Source organism: Enterococcus sp. LX10 (assembly GCF_023539285.1).
Lineage (GTDB): Bacteria > Bacillota > Bacilli > Lactobacillales > Enterococcaceae > Enterococcus > Enterococcus faecalis.
The window spans coordinates 2,101,738-2,120,123 of sequence record NZ_CP092784.1; the positions used below are offsets into that span (position 1 = coordinate 2,101,738).

The following is an 18,386-nucleotide window of genomic DNA, read 5'->3' on the forward strand; positions in this document are numbered from 1 at the left end:
TTCTATTTTTAAGTTGCTTTACGAAAAACAAATTTTCCTTGATTTGCCAAGATGACTTGCCCAGCTTCAGCAACTTTTTGACCTCTTAAATAAACCATTCGAGCCTGTCCTTGTGTTTCAAATCCTTCATACGGCGTATAGTCGACATTTTGTAACTGCGTTCTCGCAGCAATCACGCCGGTTGTTCTAGGATCCCAAACAACTAAATCGGCATCACTGCCTTCTTGCACCACACCTTTTTGTGGATACATCGAGAATTGTTTAGCAATATTTTCAGAAAGCAGAGCAACCATTTTTTCCAAGGTGATTCGGCCCTTCGCCACACCTTCCGTGTAAATTAATTCTGGTCTCGTTTCAACACCTGGCATCCCATTTGGAATTTTACTAAAATCATCTTTGCCAACTGTTTTTTGTCCGTGAAAATTAAAACTGCAGTGATCTGTCGATATTGTATTGATTGCCCCCTCTTTAATCCCTTGCCACAAAGCCTGTTGATCCTCTCGTTTGCGTAGTGGCGGTGAGCAGACATATTTTGCTGCTTCAAAATTAGGCGCATCATACAAGTGATCATCTAGTAAAAGATATTGAGGGCAAGTTTCTACATAGACTGATTGTCCTCTTTGACGAGCCCGTTCCACCGCTTCTAACGATCGCTTTGTGCTTAAATGCACAATATTAACCGGCAAATCAGCCATTTCCGCTATCATCAAATATCTTGCTACCGCTTCTGCTTCAACAGCCGCCGGTCTTGATAACGGATGATAGTGCGGGGTTAGCTTTCCTTGAGAAACATATGATTGGATTAATTCATCTACTAAATCACCATTTTCACAATGAACGCCTAACATTCCATTAACTTTTTTTATTTCCTTCATCGCTTCAAAAATTTCCGCATCTGTGGTCCGTAAGTTATCATAAGCCATATACATTTTGAAGGAAGTAATACCTGCAGCAATCATTTCCTGAATTTCAGCAGCTATCGTTGGGTTCCATTCGATCATGGACATATGGTAAGTATAATCACATGAACTCTTGCCTTCAGCCAATTGATTCCAAGTAGCTAAACAGTCTTTCAATGAGCCACCTTTATTAGGTGTAGCCATATCAATAACCGTAGTCGTACCTTTGGCCACCGCCGCTTGGCTTCCAGTAGTAAAGTTATCCGCCGTACTTAACGAACCTTTGCCATTATTTAATTCCAGATGCGTGTGCGCATCAATAAAGCCTGGTAATACATAACACCCCGTAACATCCTCAATCTGAGAATTTTCTACTGGTAAATTTGCCCCCATCTCTACAATTTGCTCGCCGTCAATTCGAATATCCAATTGACGACGATTATATGCAGATACGACGGTTCCACCTTTGAGCAGAATAGACATCTATTTATCCCCCAGTCGTAAATTTCCTTTTATGCTTGCATACAATAAGCATATTCTTCAATCATAGTTACCATTAATGCGATTAAATCTTCTGGTACATCTAATCCTTGATCCGTTAATTGAATTGTTGACACCGTTCCCCATAAACGCAGTAAACAAATTTTATCCACAGGATTTTGAACATAGAAACCTGAATTAGTACTGTCATAAAAATCAGATTCACTGTTAAATAAGGTAAATTTGTCTTTGTAAGGGGCACTTGCATAAGGGCAAAATGTTTCACAGTTGCCACATTCGTTACACATCCGATCAACATGGACAATTTGTGGTTTTCCTTCGACGTACACAACAATATTTGCTCGGTTTGGACAGACATCCATACAAGATTCACAAATTGTGGAGCATTCTAAGCAACGACTAGCTTGACTACAAGACATCTCGTCTGTCACAAGGATACCCCGTTTGTTTCTAACAAATGCGACATCACTATTTAAATTATCTTTTTCATAGTGATGATTGTGGACAAGACAAATATTATTGGCCGCTTTGGTTGCATCAGCAATTGCTTCAACAATTGTGGCTGGTCCTAAATTAGCGTCACCAATGACATAGACGCCTGGTATATTTGTTTCCAATGTTTCTTGATTTGAAACGACTTTCCCATAGTTGTCTGTGTGAATGCCTAATGCTTGGTAAAATTCTGTATCTACTTTTTCACCAACAGCGGCAATCACTGTATCAGCAGGAATATCAATCATTTCTCCTGTACCAATCGGACGACGGCGTCCAGAAGCATCTCGTTCACCTAGGACCATTTTTTCACAAGTTAATTGTTGATTTTCATGTTTAATTGGCGAAAGTAATTCTAAAAAGTCGACACCATCTTCTAAGGCTAAATAAAGTTCTTCTTCATCTGCTGGCATATTGCGTTTATTCCGACGATAAACCACTGAGACTTTTTTAACACCAGGTAATGTTGTGGCTGCACGAGCACAGTCCATGGCTGTATTTCCGCCACCAACGACGATAATTTGTTCTCCGTAAGGATTAATCGTTGGATTTTCTCGGTTTGCTTTTAAAAATTCTAACGAGTTCAATGCTCGCCCAGATTCTAAACGAAGGACCCCATGTTTCCATGCACCAATGGCATAAATAACATTCGTATAGCCTTGGTTTTTCAATTCTGCCAATGATGGCGCCTCTTGTCCTGTACGGAATTCAACTCCCATAAATTTCGCTAACTGAACGTCTTTTTGAACAGATTCCATAGAAATTCGAAATTCTGGTACAATCTGGCTACAAACGCCCCCAATTGTCTCGGATTTTTCAAACACAGTAACAGGCATGCCTTCACGTGCTAATAAATACCCAGCAGAGATCCCTGCAGGACCTCCACCCACAACAGCTGTTTTAGGTGCATTTTCTTTTGGCTGTGGCTTTTCTAGTGTCGTCAATAATTCATCATAAGCATGTTCAGCTGCTTCTAACTTCACTTCCCGAATATGAATAGATTCTTCATAAAATTGACGTGTACATTTAGTCATACAAGGATGTGCACAAATGGTTCCAGTAATAAAAGGCAATGGATTTTTATCGACAATTACTTGCAAGGCCTTTAAATAATTGCCTTCACTTACATAACGAAGGTAAGCAGGAATATCCTGATTGATTGGACAACCACCGTCACTTCGACAAGGAGCAATATAACAATCTGTTAACGGAACTGTTTTTCTTAGTTTGGTACTTTCTGGTAATTTAATTGATTTTTGGTAACGCGATTGTGTTTTAGCTTTCTCAACAACTTGGGCTAATTTATCCAAGTTGACATGAACCATCTGAGGATATTCTGCTGCGCTTAATACATTAGCAACTTGATTAATTCGTTGATAGCCACCAGGTTTCAATAGCGTCGTTGCCATAGTGATTGGCCAAATCCCAGCATCAAATATTTCTTTACTATTGAAAATATCTGCACCGCCAGAATAAGAAATTTGTAGTTTCCCATCAAATGCTTCTGATAATTTTTGTGCCAATGAAATACTAAGAGGAAATAGCGAACGTCCTGACATGTACATTTCATCACCAGGTAATTCATTTGCCGCAATCGTTACTGGGAAAGTGTTCGTAATTTTAACTCCGAAGCTTAGATTTTTACTATTGGCTAATAATTGCAGACGTTGTAACATCGGTACTGCTTCTTCAAATTGTAAATCTTCTTTAAAATGGTGATCGTCAAAAACCATATAATCAAACCCTAGCTCATCCATCGTTTGACGCGCATATTCATAACCTAACATGGTTGGATTACATTTAATAAAGGAATGGAGCCCTTTTTCACTTAATAAATAGGCCGCAATTCGTTCAATTTCATCTGATGGACAGCCGTGTAAAGTCGACAGCGTAATAGAATGACAGACTTTAGGACTAATTGCTTCGATATATAAGTCATCTACTTTTTTAAAATAAGATAGATATTTTTTGGCAGCTGCTTGGCATTCCGCCCAAATCGGCGTTCCTTCTGCGTTCTGCATTTCGTTAATATAACGATCAATTTTTGGTGATTGAATCCCTGCCAAATCATAGCCAACACTCATGTTAAAAATGAAACCATTCGGGTCACCTAGCTCGAACTCTTTACTCAGTAACTTCAAAACGAACCATGCTTTGACGTATTCATCATAAGCTTGGGGAACGCGCAATTCTGTGGACCACTCAACGTTGTAACATTCATCCGCTGCTGCGATACATGGTTTACTCACCGGTAAATCTTCTCCATCCAGTATCTGGACTGTCTTAACTTCAAAAAAACGAGAACCTGTTAAATAGGCCGCAATAATATTTTGTGCTAATTGTGTATGAGGACCTGCTGCTGGACCACAAGGGGTTTCCATTTTTTCTCCAAATAACGAAATCGTTTTTGTAGGATCCGCATGATAAAATTTACGAATGCCAAAAATTGTGCCATCTTGTTGATACTCACTAAAAATCCAATTTAATAAAGCCTCAATTGAGATGGGATGCATAATATCACTCATTAACGTCACTCCTTTTATTTATAATGAAAGCTATTGATTTACTCGTTTCCAGAAAGATTGTGCTTGCGTTTGCGCATCATGCCAAACTTTCTCTTCATCAATTCCTTGAACTTCACGATTACGCATCCGAATTTCTCCATTAATCACCGTGTCAGTAACCATCCCACCATTCATGCCGAATAAAATGTGCATGTTATAATTCTCTTTTGTCATTGGTGTCGGGCCATGATAATCAACAATAATGACGTCTGCTGCTGCATCAGGTTCTAAAACGCCTAGCTTTGTTTTAAAATAGCGATTAGCCATTTGCGGATTATTATCAAACAGCATTGCGGGAATTTCTGCCCAAGCAGCATTTGGATCAGCTAAATGATGCTTGTGGATAACATTTCCTACCTTATAAGATTCCGTCATATCATTCGTATAACCATCTGTGCCAAGACCCATCAAAATACCATACTCATTAAACATACGCATCGCAGGTGGGCAGCCGACCGCATTTCCCATATTCGACTCTGGATTCGTGACCACCATTGTGTCTGTTTCTCTTAGTAATTCCATCTCATGAGGGCCAATATGGATGCAATGGCCTGCCATTGTCTGTTTTCCTAAAATTCCTAAATCAAATAATCGGTTCACAATCGGCTTCCCATATTTTTTCAAAGAATCATGAACATCGGCTAAATCCTCTGCAATATGAATATGATAACCAATCCCATCTGGCGTATTGGCTGCACATAATTCTAAAGAAGCATCTGATAAAGTAAAGGCTGCATGCATACCCATCATCGCTTTTTGCATATCATCCTTTCTTAAGGAACTGGCTTTAATAAAGGCGGCATTTTCTTGAACTGCTTCCCGCATTTTCTGCTCACCATCGCGATCAGAAACTTCATAACAAAGGCAGGTCCGAATCCCTAACTCGTCCGCTGCATTAGATAATTGGGTTAAACTCCCTGTAATTTCTCCGTAACTAGCATGATGATCAAAGACAGTTGTAACACCGTTGCGAATACTATCTAAATAAGCAACCTTACCACTTTGATAAGTGTCTTCTAATGTCAAGGCACGATCAATTCGCCACCATTGATCTACCAAAATATCCATGAAATTTTTAGGATGATAATTCGTTAAACTTAACCCACGTGCAAAGGTACTATAAATATGATTGTGCATGTTAATAAAGCCTGGCATAATCACTCCACCTTTAGCATCAATAAATGTCGCTTCTGGATAAGCTTGTTTTAAATCTTCTGTCGTTCCGACTTGTTTCACAACTTGACCATCAATCGCCACACACCCATTTTCAAAAAAATGATTCTGCGCATCCCGAGTGATTAAACGCCCATTTCCAATTAATAACATGTATTCTCCTCCTATTTTTCAACCTATTCCCCACAAGCGGCAAACGCTTACAAATATATCGCTCAATCATTCACGAATATAGCTTGGCTAATCTACATTCCTTACGAAAAGCATTTGAAGCGCTTGCATTTTTTACTAACGAACTCATTAACTTGATTAAAGTATATCACCTTACCTTAAAAAAAACAATGCTGCCTAAAAAATATTTTTTAGAATTTTGACAGCCGTTATCTTGTATTATTATTTTTATCATGCTATCATTATTTTTCAGAACAGGTAGTACACGACATTAAAGGATTTAGCCCTGCCTATTCCATTTAAAAATATTATGTTAAATTTGACACAATCTTATAAAAACTGTTTGTGCCAGGCACATTAGAAAGGAGCTTATTTATGTTATCCGACGAAAAACTTACTTTTTTAACACAAATTGCTAAAGGTTTAGCTGGTCAATTTGGTGAAAACTGCGAAGTCGTTATCCACCAAATCAATGAAGACAATATTAACAATTCTATTGTTTCCATTGAAAATGGTCATGTCTCTTCTCGTCATCTGGGCGATGGACCTTCTCAAGTAGTCTTAGAAGCCTTAAAAAAAGACCCTAGTGAGTTGAATGATCATATTAACTATCTGACCCGCACCCATGATGGTCGTATTTTAAAATCTAGTACAATGTATTTTAAAGATGAGAATGGTCAGCTCGATGGTATTTTTGCTATTAACTACGACATCACTACATTGATTGCTGCAGAGTCGAACTTAAAATCTTTGATTTCCACTGCAGAACCTGAAGAAGATAAAGACCCTGATTACATTCCTCAGGATGTTAATGAGTTGTTAGACGATTTAATTCATGAATCAGTCAAATTAGTTGGTAAGCCGGTCCCATTAATGACGAAGGACGATAAAATCAAGTGTATTCAATTTTTAAACAATAAAGGCGCCTTCTTAGTCACTAAATCTGGGGACAAAGTTTCTAACTTCTTCAATATTTCTAAATATACGCTATACAGTTATATTGATGCGAAATAAAAATGGAAATCGATGGACGATTTGTTGTTAAGACAAGTCGTCTATTCTCTTTTTTCCTTCACTATTCTACTTTTTCTAAAAGACTTTTTAAATAATAGTAAGAAAAAGTAAAAGGAATTAATTTTTTATTTTAGTTATGGTATGATAGATTGAGTTTAATTTAAAATAACGAAAAATTAAAGATATAGAAATTGGGGGACAACAAATGGGGATTCGAAGTCATTTAGCAATTGCTGCAGGAAAAACTTCGCAATGGGTTTTACAAACATTTTTTAAAGGCGGCAGTAGCTACCCAGGGAAATTAGCCCTAAAAATCGATCCTAAAATTTTAGATACATTGGCAAAAGACTATGAAATTGTCGTAGTCACTGGAACGAACGGTAAAACATTGACAACTGCTTTAACTGTTAACATTTTACGCCAAGAATTTGATGAGGTATTAACAAATCCAACTGGTGCTAACATGGAGCAAGGAATTGTCTCTACTTTTTTAAATACCAAGGCGAAAAAAGGACAAAAGAAATTTGCGGTGTTAGAAATTGATGAAGCAAGTTTAAGCCGTGTCACTAAATATATTCAACCAAAATTATTTGTTTTTACGAATATTTTCCGCGACCAAATGGATCGCTATGGTGAAATTTATACGACCTATCGCTTAATTATGGAAGGCGCCGCCGCTGCTCCTGAAGCAACTATTTTGTGCAATGGTGATTCGCCAATTTTTAATTCAAAAGAAACTGTAAATCCTCGCAAATACTATGGATTTAATCATTTACCACCGAAAGAGCAATTGGCTCATTACAATACAGATGGGGTTTTATGTCCAAAATGTAATCATATTCTTCATTATAAAATGATTACGTATGCTAATTTAGGTGATTACTATTGCCCAAATTGTGGCTTCAAACGCCCTGAATTGGATGTACAGTTAACGGAAATGGTCCGGATGGATAACACATCTGCTGATTTTGTGATTGATGGCGAAGAATACGGCATTGCTGTTGGTGGGATGTACAATGTTTATAATGCGCTAGCAGCCACAGCGGTAGCAGAATATTATCAGGTGGCACCAGATAAAATCCGAGCAGGTTTAGCTTATGATGAAAAAGTTTTTGGGCGTCAAGAAACCATTAAAGTTGGCGATAAAGAATGTACGTTAGTTTTAGTAAAAAATCCCGTTGGTTTAAATCAGGTCATTGATATGATGGGCTTAGCCCCTTACTCTTTCTCGCTGGTTTCATTATTAAATGCTAATTATGCAGATGGAATTGATGTCAGTTGGATTTGGGATGGTAATCATGAAGCCTTTGCTGATATGGACATTCCAAAAGTAATTGCTGGCGGTGATCGCCATGAAGATATGGCCTTGCGTTTAAAAGTTGCGGGTATTCCTGAAGAAAAATTACTAGAAATTGCTGATTTAGAGCAAGTAATTTCAGAAATTAAAACGTTGCCGACAGATCATGTCTATATTTTGGCAACCTATACTGCTGTTTTGCAATTAAGAAAATCATTAACAGCCCAAGGGTATATTCAAGGGGGAATGAATGGTGTCTAAAGAATTAGTCGTTTGTCATTTATATGGCAACTTATTAAATACTTACGGAGATAACGGAAATTTATTGATGCTTAAATATTTAACCGAAAAAATGGGCGTTACCTTCCGATCAGAAATTATCAGTATCTACGAACCGTTTGATCCCGAAAAATATGATTTAGTCTTTGTTGGTGGCGGTCAAGACTTCGAGCAATTGATCATCTCAGAAGACATTCAGAATAAAAAAGAAGCTTTGACTTCTTATATTGAAAATGATGGCGTCTTGTTAGCTATCTGTGGTGGTTATCAACTTCTAGGACATTACTATGTCGGCGCACAAGGCGAAAAAATTAAAGGAATCGGTGCATTAGATCATTACACTTTGAGCCAAGACAACAATCGTTTCATTGGTGATATCGAAATTTATAATGAAGAATTTGATGAAACGTATTATGGTTTTGAAAATCATAATGGCATGACTTTTTTAGGCGAAGGTGAACGACCTTTAGGAACAGTCAAACAAGGCAAAGGCAATAACGGTCAAGATAATGGCGAAGGCGTTGTCTATAAAAATGTGTTTGGCTCCTACTTCCACGGTCCAATCTTAGCACGCAACAAAAATCTAGGGATTCGGTTAATTCGGACCGCTTTAGAGAAAAAATATGGTGAACCGATCGCTATTCCTGAAACGCTTTATAAATAAAAGAAGAATCTAGTTCCTACATATAGGACTAGATTCTTTTTCATTTCTCCGACAACTATTTACATCTTTACAAAATATAGTAAGATAAAGAGGTGCATTTAAAATCGAGAATTTCTCGGACTGGTTCGGAAACTTCCCAGAATAAAAAACTAAGTATCTCTCAATACTAACTCAAGTCATAGCTTTTTTAACAAGAGTTATCATTTGCAGTTAACGAAAAAGGAGGATTGGAAAAAATGCAAAAAGTAATTATTGATTGTGATCCTGGAATTGATGACACGCTTGCTCTCTTGTATGCACTTGCTTCACCAGAGCTAGATGTCCAAGCGATTACAGTTGTTTGTGGAAATGTCCCTGTGGAAATTGGCGTGGGAAATGTTTTTAAATGTTTAGAAAAAGTTAATCGCTTAGATATTCCTGTCTACCAAGGGGCTGCTAGCCCTTTAAAACGGCCATTTGTTAGTGCACAAGATACACATGGCATGGATGGTTTAGGTGAAACTTATTTCCCCAGAACTAGCAAAATCCAAGCACAAGCGCTTTCCGCTGCTGACTATTTAGCACAAACCTTTCAACAAGCTACCGATTGCTCAATCATTGCCCTTGGTCCTTTAACAAATATTGCGTTGGCTTTAAAAAAAGAACCTCTTCTGGGGCGAAATCTTCAACGTTTTGTCTCAATGGGTGGTACCTTTAAAAGCCACGGCAATTGCTCTCCTGTTGCAGAATTTAATTATTGGTGTGATCCTGATGCAGCAGCTTGGGTTTTTGAGGAATTAGGTGCAAAAATCGAGATGGTCGGCTTAGATGTCACGCGAGAAATTGTTTTTACACCAACAATTCTCAATTATTGTCAACGACTCAACCCCAAAATGGGGAATTACCTCGCCGAGATTACTCAATTTTATTTTGATTTTCATTGGAAATATGAACGTATTTTAGGGTGTGTTATCAACGATCCCTTAGCGGTTGCTTATTTTATTGATCCTACGCTCTGCCAAGGCTTTTCCAGTTACGGACAAATTGTTCCTGACGGCATTGCTATGGGGCAATCAATGATCGATCAGTATCATTTCCAGCAGCAACCAGCTAATTGTCATGTCTTGACTACGGTTGATAGTCAACAGTTTTTCGTGAAGTTTCTATCCATTCTTTTAAATGTACAAATAGATGAGATCGAAAGAGATTTCAAAAATTTAAGGATGGGATAACCATGAAAAAAATAACACCACGAATCATTACAATTATCGCTTTTAGTGTTGCTTTAAATTACCTTGGCAGTACCATTGCGTTACTCCTTCGTTTACCAATTTATCTTGATAGCGCGGGAACTATTTTTACAGGTGCGTTATTAGGCCCACTCTTTGGCGCACTGACAGGTATTTTAACAAGTCTACTAACTGGATTGACAACGGATATCTTTTCTCTGTATTATTCACCTGTCCAACTCTGCACAGGAATTTTAGCAGGCTTGCTCCTTCATCAGCAGTTAAAAGTACCCAAATTACCATTTAAAACGTTGTGGTTAACGATACCAGGAACAGTGATTTCTTCCTTGATTACAGTTTGTTTATTTGGTGGAATTACTTCTGCTGGCTCCAGCATAATTGTCCAATTTTTATATGGTTTAGGCTTCAATCAGTTAGCAAGCGTCCTGTTGGTTCAATTGATAACAGATTACGGGGATCGTCTACTATCAGTCATCATCGTCACAGCTGTTATCGCTGCCTTACCTAAACGTTCCTTTATAACAAAATAAACTGTTTTAATGCCAAAAAAAGAGGAAATCATCTGTTGATGATCCCCTCTTTTTTTAGCGACTACCAGGTTCTGAAGCTATAATCGTTAGATCACCTTCAAAACGCCAGCTCGGAATATCTGTTGGAAAGATAAAGCTATCGCCTTTTTTCAAATCAAAAGTAGCCACATCTGCTTTTGCAGCATCTTCTGTAATCAATCGACCAACACCTTCAATAACTGTTGCTAATGTATAAGGTGCTTGTTTTTTAACTTTTAGAATCCCACTGACACGCCACTCATAGACATTAAAGAAATCTGTTTTTACATAAGTAACAATGCTTGATTGTCCTTGATTTTCTTGTTGAATAGAGAGGTCAGGATCCTTCGCCGGAACGGTTGTCACATCAATGGATTGTTGAATATGCAATTCCCGGGTCTTTCCTTGATCATCTGTTCGATCATAATCATAAACCCGATACGTAGTATCACTGCTTTGTTGCGTTTCTAAAATTAAAATACCCGAGCCGATGGCATGAATAGTGCCGCTTGGTACATAATAAAAATCGCCTTTTTTCACTGGTACTTTTCTTAAAAGATCGTCCCAACGACCTTCTTCAATCATTTCTGCAAGTTCTTCTTTTGTTTTCGCGTGATGTCCATAAATGATTTCAGCGCCAGGTTCTGCATCAATAATGTACCAACATTCAGTTTTGCCTAGCTCGCCTTCATGTTTTTGGCCATATGCATCATCGGGATGAACTTGCACGGATAAATCATCTTCAGCATCTAAAATTTTCGTTAATAATGGAAAGACAGCACCACCTGCATGGCCGAATAGCTCTTGATGGTCTGCCCACAATTCATCTAATTTTTTTCCTTTAAATTCGCCATTTAAAACAGTACTAACGCCATGTGGATGTGCACTGATGGCCCAATCTTCACCAATTTTATCGCTCGGTAAATCGAAACCAAATAGCGTGTGTAGACGATTGCCGCCCCAAATTTTTTCTTGAAAAACAGGTTGTAAAAATAATGGTTCTTGCATTGACTGTGACCTCCCAAATTGAATTCGCTCTCATTATATCACTAAAAACTAGTCATTTCATCTGAAACTGATGATTTCTCTTTTAAATAGGTTGCCAACAACTGATCTCTTTCTTCGATATAAGTGTTCCGGTGGTCCTCTGGATGGACTCGATTAGATAAAAAGATAAACGCTGATTGTTGTTGCACATCAATTAGCAAAAAAGTGCCTGTATAGCCTGTATGGAATAATAATGGCCGTTGCGTAGCTACATCATATTTAAAATCCCAGCCTAGAGAACGTGGTTTATCTGCAGTTGGCACTTGGTTAACTAGTAACAAATCAATTGTCTCTTTTTTCAAGAATTGGTGATTGTGATAACTGCCTCGATTTAAATACATTCGAACAAATTTTGTTAAATCATAGACATTGCTAAACAAGCCAGCATTCCCTGCATGTTCCCGTAAAACAAATGCCTTAGGATCATGGGTTGTACCTCGAATCAACCCTCGTTGTTCATGTAATTCTGTTGGCACACAGTTTAAAGGATTCTTTGGTAGAAACGTACTTTCGTTCATCCCTAAAGGAAGCAATACTCGCTCAGATAAAATTTCTATCATTGATTGCTGGAACATTTCTTCTAACATAAAGCCTAATAAAATAGTCCCTGCATCTGTATAGACGACTTTTTTACCTATTGCTTTGCCTGCGTGAAATGAATGATTGTAGGCGTCTTTTAATTCTTGGGCATTCAGCTGATCACGATTAGGAATATAGCCTTGTAAATCTGCCGTATGTGTCAACAAATGCCGGATTGTAATGTTAGAATCTTGAAAAGAGGGATAATAAGTTTGTAATGATTGATCTAGAATAATTTTTCCTTCTTCCACTAATTGCAAAATAACGGTGGTGGTGCCGACTACTTTGGTTAAAGAAGCCACATCAAACAGCATGGCCGAGGTTAATTGTTCTTTGGTGGGTTTTACTTGTGCGAGTCCCCAACAATTGCTCTCCTCTTTTTCACCTTCAATGAAACAAAAACTAGCGCCCGAAAAAACACCTTTTTTCATCATTTTTTGAATTTTCCACTTTGTTTTTTCGTACATTTTTTCACCTTCTATTTTTAATATTAAAGGAAAAGTCTAGAATAAGTCCCGAACAAAAGTAGCGTTAAACTTTTATTCCGACTTTATTCCAGACTTGCTAAAACAAGCTTATTTTGTCTGTCTAAGCGTTTATTTTAAGACAAACCACCATTCCAAGCCAATTGGATCAAACACAGTGACAATCGCTTTTTTCTGGTCAATAAAGAACTCTTGATTTTTTGCCGTTAATTGTTGCTCCATTGCTAAAATATGGTCTTGATCAGAGAGCTTAATGGTAAAGAAATCTAAACCTAAGTGTGGATCAGGTAATTGATCCACTTCACTTGTTTCAGGTTTTTGAAATCCAATGGTTGCTTTGCCATCTTCTAAAACAAATTGATCTTTTTCATTGCGTTTTAAACCCAGAACTTCCTCATAGTATGCTTTTATTTCTTTTTGATTGTTTGTTTTTAATTGCACATGCGCTAAATATGAGCCCGCGGCTAACCCTTGATGTGGCTCTAAGTCCTCACTGATAAGATCTTTAAGCACAATCGGTTGCTTTTCAGAAGTCGAATTTGCTGTTGCTTCATGGTGAAAAATCTCAAATTGATTGCCTTCAAGATCAGTAATGAACATGCTTTGACGTGTGCCAATTTGGAAACTTTCATCAATTGGATAGTCTTGTTCAAGCACTCGTTGAGCAATTTGTAAAAATTCTTTTTCCGTAGGAACTTTAATTGAAAAATAAGCCATTTGCTTTTCTTCATTATGAAAATCTTCGGCTTTTCTAGTTTCTTCTAAAATTAATAATTGCGTTCCTGCTTCACGTGTACCCCAGATAGACAGGTTATTTTCTTCTGACTTTAAAACAAAACCCATTACTTTTTTATAAAAGTCGACCATTTCGCCAACTTTTTTCGCACGAATGGCAATTGTTTTTAATGTCGCAGCTTTTTCTAATTGAAATTCAGTCATTTTTTCTGTTACCTCCATTTTCTTCTCTCCCATTTTATACATCTCTTGCTATTTCATCAAGTAATATCCTGTTTTTCTCAAAAGAAAATAGAAATTTTTCAATTTCGCTAACTTTTTGTTAAAAAAATAAGGCTTCAGGAACCAGTCTTTACGACTATAGCTCCTTCAGCCCCATCATGAATTACTATTTTTTTCTTCGCCTTTTAGGCTACTTCTTCTGAAAACTGACTGTTATATAAATCAGCATAAAAACCGTTTTTCGCCATTAATTCATCGTGGGTTCCTGTTTCTACAATTGAACCTTCTGCCATAACGATAATCGTATCGGCATCACGGATAGTCGACAAGCGATGAGCGACTACAAAGCTGGTCCGATTCTCCAATAAACGATTCATTGCTGCTTGAATCAGTATTTCTGTTCGAGTGTCCACACTTGAGGTGGCTTCATCCAAAATTAAAACGTCTGGATTTGCTAAGAATGCTCGAGCAATTGTAATTAATTGTCGTTGACCTTGAGAAATATTGCTGGCTTCTTCATTTAGAATCGTTTGATAGCCTTCTGGTAATTTTCTGACAAAATCATCCACATGGGCTGCTTTCGCCGCACGGATCACTTCTTCTTCGCTCGCTTGGTCATTACCATAATGAATATTGTCATAGATACTTCCAGTGAACAACCAAGTATCTTGAAGAACCATTGAAAAGTGTGCTCTCAACTCTTCGCGAGACAAATCGCGCGTATCTACGCCATCATATTTGATGCTGCCGCTACTAATATCATAGAAGCGTTCCAATAAGTTAATTAGGGTTGTTTTCCCAGCACCTGTTGGGCCCACGATTGCGACCATTTCCCCAGGTTTAACATTTAAATTGAAATCTTTCATTAATAATTTCTCTGGTGAATAGCCAAAAGCAACATGTTCAAAAGAAACACGATAAGGACTATCTGTTTCCACTGGTACGCCAGAAGGTGCATCAACCATTTCTTCTTCATCTAATACTTCAAAGACACGTTCTGCCGAAGCCACCGTAGCTTGGATTGTATTCATTAAATTAGCGATTTGAGTAATCGGTTGTGAAAATTGATTGGTATATTGAAGAAATGCTTGGACATCCCCTAAATCCATCATACCATTCGCTACTTTTACGCCACCAAGGACTGCAACAAACACATAGCCTAGATTTTTGATAAAGTTCATTAAAGGCATAATGATCGCTGAAATAAATTGTGCTTTGCGACCAGCATGGTATAATTTTTCATTTTCTTTTTCAAATACTTCTTGATCACTTTCTTCGTGGTTGAAACTTTTTACTACTACGTGACCACCGTAGGTTTCTTCGACTTGGTTATTCAATAATCCTAAGCTTTTTTGTTGAGCCGCAAAATGTTTTTGCGAGCGAGGCGCCACAACCATCACAACAATTAAACTTAATGGCACTGTTGCTAAAGCAATTAGTGTTAACTGCCAGCTAATGGTCAGCATCATCCAAAGTACACCCACAAATGTCACGATACTGGTAATTAATTGGGTTAAGTTTTGCTGTAAAGTACTCGCAATATTATCCATGTCGTTAATTGCCCGCGACATGATGTCCCCATTACTATGAGTATCATAATAGGAAATTGGAACTTTGTTCATTTTCGCTTCTAATTCTTGACGTAATTCATAAACTGTTCGCTGTGAAACACGTGTCATAATTACTTGCTGTAAGAAATTAAAGACAGCAGAAATAAGGTACATGGCAATAACAATTAATAAAATTTGACCGATTTTGTCAAAATCAATTGGGAAAGAAGTTATTTTTAAGCCTTGTTTCATTTCAGCAGCGCCTTTCATGACGCCTTTAAAAATTTCAGTTGTTGCCTGTCCTAATACTTTTGGTGTTTGGATTTGGAAAACGACGGCTGCGATTGCTAACACTAAGACAGCAATAATTGACAGCATTCGTTTAGACATGTATCGAAATAAACGTTTCACTGTTTTCCAGAAATTTTTTGGTTTTGGCCCTTTTGCGCCAATGTTGCGTCCTGGTCCACCGCCCATTGGTCCGCCTTTTGGTCGACTACTCATGCAAGGTCCTCCTCTCTCAATTGAGAATGTACAATTTCTTGATACGTTTGGTTATTCGCTAATAACTCTTCATGCGTTCCTTTACCAACTAATTTCCCTTCGTCTAATACTAAAATTGTCGATGCTTCCATAACCGTACTTACACGTTGAGCCACTAAAACGACAATTGCATCCGTCATCTGCTCTTTTAAGGCTTTTCTTAAATTAGCATCTGTTTTGAAATCCAATGCAGAAAAGGAATCATCAAAAACATAGACATCTGCTGGTTTTACTAAAGCACGAGCAATAGCCAACCGCTGGCGTTGTCCGCCAGAAAAATTACCGCCGCCTTGTTCGACATGACTATCCAAACCTTCTGCCAATTCTGAAACAAACGCCTTCGCCTGCGCGATTTCTAAAGCTTGCCAAATTTCTTCATCGGTCGCATTTGGGGCGCCGTATTGCATATTTTCACGAATCGTTCCTGTAAATAAAACAGCCTTTTGCGGTACAAAGCCAATCATTTCTCGTAAATTATGCTGTGACGTATCTTTAATGTTTTTACCATTTAGCAAAATTTTGCCAGATTCAACATCATAAAAACGTGGTAAAAGATTAACCAGCGTTGTTTTCCCAGAACCAGTCCCACCAATAATCGCGACCGTCTCCCCAGATTTTGCTGAAAAATCTATATCTTCCAGTGCTAAGTTTTCAGCATGCTGGTAACGATAATTAACATGTTCAAATGCCAATGTTGCTTTGTCGCCTTTTAGAGAGAGTAGTTCTGGATTGGGTACATCTTTGATTTCTGAATCAGTATTTAGCACCTCATTAATCCGATCAGCAGAAGCTTGCGCCCGCGGTACCATGACAAAAATCATAGATAACATCATGAAACTCATCAGAATTTGCATGGCATAAGTCATAAAGGCGATTAAGTTCCCTACTTCTAGTTGCATTTCCGCAATATAATGACCGCCAAACCAGGTGATTGCAATATTGGTACCACTCATAATGAGTGTCATTAAAGGAATCATCAAAGCGACAATCGTATTCACTTTAATCGCCGTTTGTGTATAATCCTTATTAGCTTCATCAAAACGTTGTTCTTCATAGTTTGCTTTGCCAAAGGCCCGAATCACACGAACCCCTGTCAGTCCTTCACGAAAAACTAAATTTAAACGGTCTGTTTTCTTTTGCATGCTTTTAAATAACGGAACCGCTAAAAACATGATACCGCCCACTAAAACAGCCATAATTGGTAAAACATATAGAAAAATTTTCGTTAATTGTGGGTCCTTGTTATACGCCATAAAACTTGCACCAATTAACGTTAAAGGTGCGTTAATCATTAAACGTAAAAACATTTGCATAACCATTTGAATCTGATTGACATCATTGGTTGTTCGTGTAATTAGCGAAGCTGTCCCAAATTTGTCAAATTCATTATTAGAAAAATTTTCAACTTTTCGATAAATATCGGTCCGTAATTTTTTACCTAAACTTTGTGATTCTTTGGTGGCAAAAAAGGTATTTCCAATAGAAGCGACAATGCTAATCAAAGAAAAGCCTAACATGACAACTCCTGTACTCCAAATATAGTTAATATCTCCTTTAGCAACACCGTCATTAATGATATTAGATGTTAATGTGGGCAGATATAAATCTGCGATAATTTGCACGATCATAAATAAAACCGCTGCAAAGACCGACCATAACGACATCCGTTTGACTAGTTTAATCAACTAACTTCTCCTCCTTTTTGCTACTTATAAGCGCCATTTTTCAACCAATTTAATTTCATTTTTAATTGTTTGACTGCTTCAGTTGAATCATAGGCAGTATTTTCTCTTTGTTGACGATACCCATCAACAATTGTTGAGAAAACGGCATGCATCGCCGTCTGCATGAACCATGTGAATTCTTTTGGCGTTTCAATGGTTAATTTCGAACGATCAATTATTTGATAAAGATGTTCTGCATAGGCAGCATGGCCTTTTCTTCCTCTATGCTTATGACAGTGCTGTTTCCTATTTTTTTCCTCTTCTCCAGTCGCTAAATTATCCGTCACCCGACGTGAAGCACGATAATCCATGTTGACAAATAAATTCCGATAGAAAGAAGCATTCTCTCCAGTTAGCACTTCGACAATCATTTTGGAGAAATAGACATCCATGGCTTCGATTAAATCACCATTTTCTGCAATAATTTGTTTCTCTAAATCTCGTTCACTATTTTTTCTTAATGTCGCAAAGTAATAAAAATACAAATCTTCTTTGTTCTCAAAATATTGATAAAAGCTACCGCGAGGAATTTCCGCTAATTTAACAATATTTGCAATTGACGCTTCTTGTAAAGAATGGCGCGAAAATTCAATTTGCGCAGCATCTAATAAGCGTTGTTGCTTTTCTTCTGGCAAATGAAAAAACGTATTCGTAGGCATATTTGTGTTCC

14 protein-coding genes and 1 riboswitch are annotated in these 18,386 nt (G+C 37.7%); of the genes, 5 read left to right on the top strand and 9 right to left on the bottom strand.

Annotation, left to right across the window (positions count from 1 at the left end):
• Positions 1 to 8: 8 nt before the first annotated feature.
• The 3 genes from hydA to ssnA are packed head-to-tail and all read right to left on the bottom strand — an operon-like array spanning position 9 to position 5,782.
• Entirely contained in the window at positions 9 to 1,382 is a 1,374-nt protein-coding gene (gene hydA / locus MKZ30_RS09850; protein WP_002382662.1) for a dihydropyrimidinase, read from the bottom strand.
• Positions 1,383 to 1,411: 29 nt separating this feature from the next.
• Positions 1,412 to 4,417, bottom strand: a complete 3,006-nt coding sequence (gene ygfK, locus MKZ30_RS09855; RefSeq protein WP_033600901.1) for a putative selenate reductase subunit YgfK — start codon at positions 4,415 to 4,417, stop codon at positions 1,412 to 1,414.
• Positions 4,418 to 4,447: 30 nt separating this feature from the next.
• Positions 4,448 to 5,782, bottom strand: a complete 1,335-nt coding sequence (gene ssnA, locus MKZ30_RS09860; protein ID WP_010816685.1) for a putative aminohydrolase SsnA — start codon at positions 5,780 to 5,782, stop codon at positions 4,448 to 4,450.
• A 393-nt stretch (positions 5,783 to 6,175) separates the two neighbouring features.
• Here ssnA and MKZ30_RS09865 point away from each other — a divergent pair, with 393 nt between their 5' ends.
• From MKZ30_RS09865 to MKZ30_RS09885, 5 genes are all read left to right on the top strand, one after another.
• The gene (locus MKZ30_RS09865) at positions 6,176 to 6,814 is read left to right on the top strand and encodes a helix-turn-helix transcriptional regulator (protein WP_002381503.1); all 639 of its coding nucleotides are present in this window, start codon (positions 6,176 to 6,178) and stop codon (positions 6,812 to 6,814) included.
• 205 nt (positions 6,815 to 7,019) lie between these two features.
• Positions 7,020 to 8,372, top strand: coding sequence for a Mur ligase family protein (locus tag MKZ30_RS09870; protein WP_033600900.1), 1,353 nt, complete (start codon positions 7,020 to 7,022; stop codon positions 8,370 to 8,372).
• Entirely contained in the window at positions 8,362 to 9,054 is a 693-nt protein-coding gene (locus MKZ30_RS09875; RefSeq protein ID WP_002356583.1) for a type 1 glutamine amidotransferase, read from the top strand. The genes MKZ30_RS09870 and MKZ30_RS09875 overlap by 11 nt, the downstream gene beginning before the upstream one ends.
• Positions 9,055 to 9,168: 114 nt before the next feature.
• Positions 9,169 to 9,213: riboswitch (PreQ1 riboswitch) on the top strand.
• A gap of 77 nt (positions 9,214 to 9,290) precedes the next feature.
• Entirely contained in the window at positions 9,291 to 10,265 is a 975-nt protein-coding gene (locus MKZ30_RS09880) for a nucleoside hydrolase (RefSeq protein WP_002367139.1), read from the top strand.
• Between the two features lie 2 nt (positions 10,266 to 10,267).
• On the top strand, positions 10,268 to 10,813 hold the full coding sequence (locus MKZ30_RS09885; protein WP_033600899.1) for an ECF transporter S component: 546 nt from the start codon (positions 10,268 to 10,270) through the stop codon (positions 10,811 to 10,813).
• A gap of 54 nt (positions 10,814 to 10,867) precedes the next feature.
• Here the strand turns inward: MKZ30_RS09885 and manA are convergent, their stop codons facing one another.
• From manA to MKZ30_RS09915, 6 genes are all read right to left on the bottom strand, one after another.
• Entirely contained in the window at positions 10,868 to 11,839 is a 972-nt protein-coding gene (gene manA, locus MKZ30_RS09890) for a mannose-6-phosphate isomerase, class I (protein ID WP_002356580.1), read from the bottom strand.
• Positions 11,840 to 11,880: 41 nt separating this feature from the next.
• Positions 11,881 to 12,924 (bottom strand): serine hydrolase domain-containing protein, encoded by a 1,044-nt coding sequence (locus tag MKZ30_RS09895; RefSeq protein WP_033600898.1) that lies wholly within the window; start codon positions 12,922 to 12,924, stop codon positions 11,881 to 11,883.
• Positions 12,925 to 13,053: 129 nt separating this feature from the next.
• Positions 13,054 to 13,923, bottom strand: coding sequence for a VOC family protein (locus MKZ30_RS09900; RefSeq protein WP_033600897.1), 870 nt, complete (start codon positions 13,921 to 13,923; stop codon positions 13,054 to 13,056).
• Positions 13,924 to 14,084: 161 nt separating this feature from the next.
• Complete coding sequence (locus MKZ30_RS09905; protein WP_033600896.1) at positions 14,085 to 15,953, bottom strand: ABC transporter ATP-binding protein; 1,869 nt, start codon at positions 15,951 to 15,953, stop codon at positions 14,085 to 14,087.
• Positions 15,950 to 17,677 carry an ABC transporter ATP-binding protein gene (locus tag MKZ30_RS09910; protein WP_002356575.1) on the bottom strand — a complete coding sequence of 576 codons (1,728 nt, stop codon included), beginning with the start codon at positions 17,675 to 17,677 and terminating at the stop codon, positions 15,950 to 15,952. Before MKZ30_RS09910 ends, MKZ30_RS09905 begins: the two co-directional genes overlap by 4 nt.
• Positions 17,678 to 17,697: 20 nt before the next feature.
• Entirely contained in the window at positions 17,698 to 18,375 is a 678-nt protein-coding gene (locus tag MKZ30_RS09915; protein ID WP_002367146.1) for a TetR/AcrR family transcriptional regulator, read from the bottom strand.
• Positions 18,376 to 18,386: the final 11 nt, after the last annotated feature.